This is a genomic window from Parabacteroides sp. Y3-G-102, assembly GCF_023656845.1.
GTDB classification, from domain to species: Bacteria; Bacteroidota; Bacteroidia; order Bacteroidales; family Tannerellaceae; genus Parabacteroides; species Parabacteroides distasonis.
Genome location: NZ_JAMOKU010000025.1, coordinates 76,815 through 83,448, shown reverse-complemented (window position 1 = coordinate 83,448; position 6,634 = coordinate 76,815). Strand labels below are relative to the sequence as shown.

Annotated in this window: 5 protein-coding genes; 1 reads left to right on the top strand and 4 read right to left on the bottom strand. The window is 47.8% G+C overall.

The features are described from left to right. The first annotated feature begins 134 nt into the window (after nt 1-134). Nucleotides 135-1,982, top strand: a complete 1,848-nt coding sequence (locus NBH16_RS13825) for a glycoside hydrolase family 13 protein (RefSeq protein WP_008772777.1) — start codon at nt 135-137, stop codon at nt 1,980-1,982. Nucleotides 1,983-2,084: 102 nt separating this feature from the next. Here NBH16_RS13825 and NBH16_RS13820 read toward each other — a convergent pair whose 3' ends face one another. The 4 genes from NBH16_RS13820 to sufB form a co-directional block, all read right to left on the bottom strand. Then, nucleotides 2,085-2,921, bottom strand: a complete 837-nt coding sequence (locus NBH16_RS13820) for a GNAT family N-acetyltransferase (protein ID WP_122382473.1) — start codon at nt 2,919-2,921, stop codon at nt 2,085-2,087. A gap of 112 nt (nt 2,922-3,033) precedes the next feature. Further along, entirely contained in the window at nt 3,034-4,386 is a 1,353-nt protein-coding gene (gene sufD / locus NBH16_RS13815) for a Fe-S cluster assembly protein SufD (protein ID WP_122382474.1), read from the bottom strand. Next, nucleotides 4,379-5,134, bottom strand: coding sequence for a Fe-S cluster assembly ATPase SufC (gene sufC / locus NBH16_RS13810; protein WP_005859388.1), 756 nt, complete (start codon nt 5,132-5,134; stop codon nt 4,379-4,381). The genes sufD and sufC overlap by 8 nt, the downstream gene beginning before the upstream one ends. 42 nt (nt 5,135-5,176) lie before the next feature. Further along, a complete protein-coding gene (gene sufB / locus NBH16_RS13805) occupies nt 5,177-6,622 on the bottom strand; it encodes a Fe-S cluster assembly protein SufB (RefSeq protein ID WP_121961527.1) in 1,446 nt (481 codons plus the stop codon). Nucleotides 6,623-6,634 lie beyond the last annotated feature (12 nt).

Sequence of the window (6,634 nt, the reverse complement as noted above, 5' to 3'; positions counted from 1 at the left end):
TTTGATTATTTTTTTGCAACACTAAGTTAAGTGAATCCTCTGACATGGCAAAATCCTGAGCAACTTTTTGTTGCTCAGGTACTTAAAAAAAATATTTTATAATAGTGTTGCGGAATTAAGGATAAACATATATCATGAACAGACATTTATTCTTGAGCCTTTTACTGGCCCTTTTCGCTTCCAGTACGCTTTCTGCCGATAACCTTAAAATCGAGCCGGCCTTCTGGTGGAGCGGTATGAAGAACCCGGAACTCCAGCTGATGGTGTATGGTAAGGATATCGCCGGATATCTCCCTAGCGTGAAATATCCCGGCGTACAGTTGAAAAGCTCGGTAGCGTTGGAAAGCCCGAATTACCTATTGATCTATCTGGACGTGGAAAAGGCCAAGCCCGGCAGGTTTGATATCACGTTCACGAAGGACAAAAAGAGTTTCAATTACTCGTATGAGTTGAAGGCCCGTAAACCGAACGCCGATCGGATCAAGGGGTTTGACTCTTCCGACGTGCTTTATCTCATCATGCCGGATCGTTTCGCGAACGGAGATCCCTCGAACGATCAGATCCCGATGCGCACCGCTTATAAGGTAGACCGTAACAGCCCGAACGCCCGTCACGGAGGTGACTTGGCCGGTATCGAACAGCATTTGGATTATATCGAAGATCTGGGCGTTACCGCTATCTGGCTGAACCCGGTATTGGAGAATGATATGGAGGGAGGCTCTTATCACGGATATGCCACGACGGATTATTATCGGGTAGACCCACGCTTCGGCACGAACGAGGATTACGTCCGCTTGATCGAGAAGACACACGAGCGGGGCATGCGTGTCGTAATGGATATGATCTTCAACCATTGTGGAAGCGATCATCCTTGGATGAAAGATATCCCTAGCCACGACTGGTTTAATAATCTCGATAACTACGTGCAGACCAACCACGATAAAGAGGCTTATTTCGATCCTTACGTGTCGGATTATGATAAGGAGACGATGCTGAACGGCTGGTTTGTCCCGAGCATGCCGGACTTGAACCAAAAGAACCCACATGTAGCCAAATACCTTATCCAGAACTCTATCTGGTGGATCGAGTATTGCGGCGTGGATGGTATCCGTCAAGATACGTATCCGTATGCCGACGTGGACATGATGCGGAATTGGTGTACGGAGGTCATGAACGAGTATCCGGAGTATAACATCGTAGGCGAGGCGTGGATGAACTACACGATCGGTTCCGCTTATTGGCAGAAAGGCAGCCGGTTGAACTTCGGGCAGGATACCGAGCTGAAATCGGTAATGGATTTCCGCTTGATGGGTATCGCGAGTAAGGCGTTCCATGAGGAGACTGGGTATTCCGGAGGCTTGCACACGATCTTCGAGCATATGTGTTATGATTATGTATATCCCGATATCTATAACGTATTGCGTTTCTTGGAGAACCATGATACGGATCGTTTTCTTCCCTCCATGCCTAAGTCTGTCGATGATTTGTACGCGTTCAAGCAAGGGGTGACATTCTTGTTGACGATCCCCGGTATTCCCCAGCTCTATTACGGGCAGGAGTTGCTGATGAATGGCACCAAGGAGAAGGGAGACGGATATATCCGCTTGGATGTTCCCGGTGGCTGGCCCGGCGACAAGGTGAATCAATTCGAGGCATCCGGTCGCAGCGAGGTGCAAAATGACGCATGGAATTTCCTCCGGACTTTATTGAAATGGCGCAAGGGCAACGATATCATCGCTAAGGGCAAGATGAAACATTTCATGGTGAACCAAGGTGTCTATGTTTACGAGCGCAGTCTGGATGGCCGGAGCGTATTGGTCTTGATGAATGGCAGCGATAAGGAGGTGAACCTCCCGTTGGCCCGCTATGCGGAAGTATTGCGAGGTAAAACCTCCGGAAAAGAGATATTAACCGGAAAGGAGATTCCATTGGGAGACGAATTATCCTTGGCACCAAAAGGGATCTTCGTGCTGGAAATGTGATACCATTAGCCCCGATGATTTTTCATTCGGGGACCTATTTATAGATTACTAATAATTAAATCGGGAGGCCTCTTAAACCTCCCGATTTTCTTTTCATATATACTATTTTAATCTCTTTTCAAGAATCAATTGATGCCTGCATTGAATGCCGTTCTCCCAGATAGGCTCGGCATAGTTCCGTACGAAATAATCGCGATCTACGGCTACCAAGTCAAAGCCTTCCTGTTGATAAAGCATCATCGGGCCGGCGGCTGAGGTTCCGGTGCAAATACGCAAAAGCTCGACATCTTGAGCCGGAGCCCATTTATTAGATACATGCCGTAATAGTTTCCGGGCGATTCCTCGCCGACGGAAGATATCCGCCACGGCAAGATTCATGATCTCCGCCTTGCCACCCTCCTCCTTGCGAACCACGATCACGCCGGCAACGGAATTTCGTACCGTAGCGATAAAGCAATCCGAATCCTTTAGGTAAGCCTCTACTTTCTCCCGATCCGGATCGGCTTCCAGCAGTAACTCATAAGGAGGAAATAAAGCTACTTGTATCTCCGGCTCCCCGCCCACGACGATCTCTACTATATTTCCGTCAGGATCTCGGATTACACCCTCATAGTAACCATCCCCGGAAGTGCGGGTCTCACCGGCGATCGTGTATCCATCCATCCGGAAACGTTCGATCATTTGATCCACTTGCTCCTTCGTATCCGCATGAAAAGCCAGATGAGCCAAGCCGATATGATCCTTGTCGTAGGTATCGGAGATATCTTGCCGTTGCATAATCTCTAAAGCAGGACCACTCTCGAAAGAGACAAAATAAGAAGCGAACCCTTTCTTTGGATTCACATATTTCTCATTACTCTTACCGTTGAAGTATTTTACATAAAAATCCCGTAAACGTTCCAAATGATTCGTCCACAGGGCGATGTGTGTTAACTGCATAAGTTGGAGGTTTTAATTTGTCACTGCCAAAGATATAAAAAAATCAGACATGGTTCCCTACATTATCGTCGGGATAATCCATGTCTGATTACTGTTTTCTTCTTATTCGCGATTATTTACAAATCCGGCAACCGGCGCATTTAGCCAGTTCACCGCGGAAACGTTTCTCTACCAGTTTATGCAAACGGTCTTTCAACGCCTCCAAGCGTACATGGTCGATCACGTCGGAAGTGAAAGCCACGCTCAATAACATACGGGCCTCGTCACGCAGGATACCGCGGCTTTGCATATAGAACAAAGCGTTCTCATCTAACTGACCGGTCGTCATACCGTGCGAGCATTTTACGTCGTCCGCGTAAATCTCCAATTGCGGCTTACTGTACATACGGGCCTCACGGGTAGCGCACAGATTACGGTTCGTCTGGTAAGCGGCGGTCTTCTGGGCATCCTCTTTCACCAAGATACGTCCGCTAAAGACACCTACGGCATGATCATTCAGTACATTCTTGAACAGCTCGTTGCTGGTACAATTCGGAACCGCATGGGTGATATGGCTATAGGTATCCATCTGTTGCTCCTTGTCCAGAACGGACATACCGCATAAGGTAGACTCGGCATACTCGCCATTCAGTTCCACGTAATAATTGTTGCGAGTCAAGCCATTCGTCAACGTAATGCCGTTTACCAAGACATTGGTCGAAGCCGCCTGCTTTACGTGTACGGAAGAGAAACGGGTCGTAGACTCGCTGCTTTCTTCCAAATCATAATAATCAAAGCGAGCACCTTCCTCCGCGAAAATCTCAACCACTTGAGTCGCCAAGAATTTCACGTCGTCGATACTATGATCGCAAACCAATAGCTTCGCTTCCGAATGAGGTTCCATAATCACCAGAACACGACGGTTCGCCATCGTATCCACATCGCTACGGAAAATATTCACCAATTGGATAGGACGCTCAACCACGACATTTTTCGGTACATACACCACGAAACCATCTTGGGTTAACATCGTATTCAACGCGATAATACCATCCTTGCTACTCGGCGCCGCCTTTCCGTAATACTTGGAAGCGATCTTCGGATATTGCTCCGTAAAAGCCTTCAACCCTCCAGCATACACGCCTTCCGGCAAATGCGCTTTTGGCAATTCCTTATCGTAAAACGTATCGTTCACGACAAAGTATAACGACGTGCTTAAGTTCGGCACGTCACAACGGAACACGTCATAAGGATTCACCGGGATAGCGACCCGGTTGATATTCAAACCGTAATCCGGAGCGAACGCTTGGGCTACATCCGTATATTTATAATCCTCGCTTCTCGTGGAGGGGAATCCGAGTCGCTCAAAGTTCGCCAAGGCATCAGCCCTAAGGGCATTCATCACCGGCGTACTATGACGACATACCAGATCCTCACATTGGGCGAAAAGATCGATATATTGTTGCTCGGCCTTCATATTACTCATCTCCCATCTCTTTCTTGATCCAGTCGTAACCTTTCTCTTCCAGTTCCAAGGCCAATTCCGGACCGGCGGTCTTCACGATACGGCCTTTGTAAAGCACATGAACCACATCCGGCTTGATGTAATCCAGCAGACGCTGATAGTGCGTGATTACGATAGCGGCATTCTCCGGAGTCCTCAACTGGTTCACGCCATGCGCTACGATACGCAAGGCATCGATATCCAAACCACTATCCGTCTCATCCAAGATCGCCAATTTCGGCTCCAGCATCGCCATCTGGAAGATCTCGTTCCGCTTTTTCTCTCCACCGGAGAAACCTTCGTTCACGCTACGGCTGGCCAGTTTATTATCCAGCTCGACGATCGCACGTTTCTCACGCATCAATTTCAAGAAGTCCGTAGCCGAAACCGGTTCCAGACCGTTATATTTACGGTGCTCGTTCAACGCCGCACGCATAAAGTTCACCATACTAACTCCCGGGATCTCGACCGGATATTGGAAGCTCAAGAAAATACCCTCACGGCTACGATCCTCGGGAGAAAGATCCAGCAGATTCTTACCGTTGAAGATAACCTCTCCTTCCGTTACCTCAAAAGCGGGATTACCTACCAATACACTACTTAACGTACTTTTTCCGGAACCGTTCGGTCCCATGATAGCATGTACCTCACCCGCTTTCACCGACAGGTTGATACCTTTCAATATCTCTTTGCCATTTACGTTGGCATGTAAATTCTTAACCTCTAACATCTTTTCTAATTGAAAATTGAAAGTTGAAAATTGAAAATTATTCTATCCTACGCTGCCTTCCAGCGAGATCGTTAGTAATTTCTGAGCCTCGACGGCGAACTCCATCGGTAACTTATTCATTACCTCACGGGCATATCCATTCACGATCAAACCGACAGCCTCTTCTACCGAGATACCCCGTTGCTGGCAGTAGAACAATTGCTCCTCGCTGATCTTACTCGTCGTAGCCTCATGCTCCACGATCGCCGTCTCATTCTGAATATCAGCGTAAGGGAACGTATGAGCTCCACAAGTAGAGCTTAGTAACAAACTATCGCATTGGCTATGGTTACGGGCGCCTTCCGCACGGGCGGACACCTTTACCAATCCCCGATAGCTATTCTGGCTATGACCGGCAGAGATACCCTTGGATACGATCGTACTTTTCGTATTCTTACCCAGATGGATCATCTTCGTACCCGTATCGGCCTGTTGGTAATTATTGGTCACGGCAACCGAGTAAAACTCACCTACCGAGTTATCACCCGCCAAGATACAGCTAGGATATTTCCAAGTGATCGCCGAACCGGTCTCTACTTGCGTCCAAGAGATCTTGCTACCCTCACCTTTGCACAAACCTCGTTTCGTCACGAAGTTATAGATACCGCCTTTACCTTCCTTATCACCCGGATACCAGTTCTGTACGGTAGAATACTTCACCTCAGCACGCTCGTTCGCCACGATCTCCACGATAGCGGCATGCAATTGGTTCTCGTCACGCATCGGTGCCGTACATCCTTCCAGATAACTTACATACGCCTCATCGTCAGCGACAATCAAGGTACGCTCGAACTGTCCGGTATTAGCGGCATTGATACGGAAATACGTACTCAACTCCATCGGGCAACGTACGCCCTTCGGTATATAAACAAACGAACCGTCCGAGAACACGGCCGAATTCAAGGCGGCGAAGAAATTATCACGATAACTAACCACGCTGCCCAAATATTTCTGCACCAAGTCCGGATGATGTTGTACAGCCTCGCTGAACGAACAGAAAATAATCCCCTTCTCCGCGAGATTCTCCTTGAAAGTAGTCTTCACGGAAACACTATCCATCACGGCATCTACCGCCATTCCGCTTAAATGCTTCTGTTCTTCCAAAGGAATACCCAGTTTATCGAATGTTTTCAACAACTCAGGATCTACCTCATCCAAGCTCTTTGGTCCCTCTTTTTTCTTAGGGGCGGCATAATAGATAATGTCCTGATAATCGATCGGCGGGATATTCAAGTGAGGCCATGTAGGCATCTCCAACGTCTGCCAATGGCGAAAAGCCTTCAAACGGAACTCGAGTAACCATTCCGGCTCGTTCTTCTTGGCAGAGATAATACGGACCGTCTCCTCGTCTAATCCACGATGGATCACCTCCGTATCAATATCGGTAACGAAGCCATATTTATAATCTCCGCTCGTTACCTCATTAATTATATGATTTGAATCCTGCATAATTAAAAATTA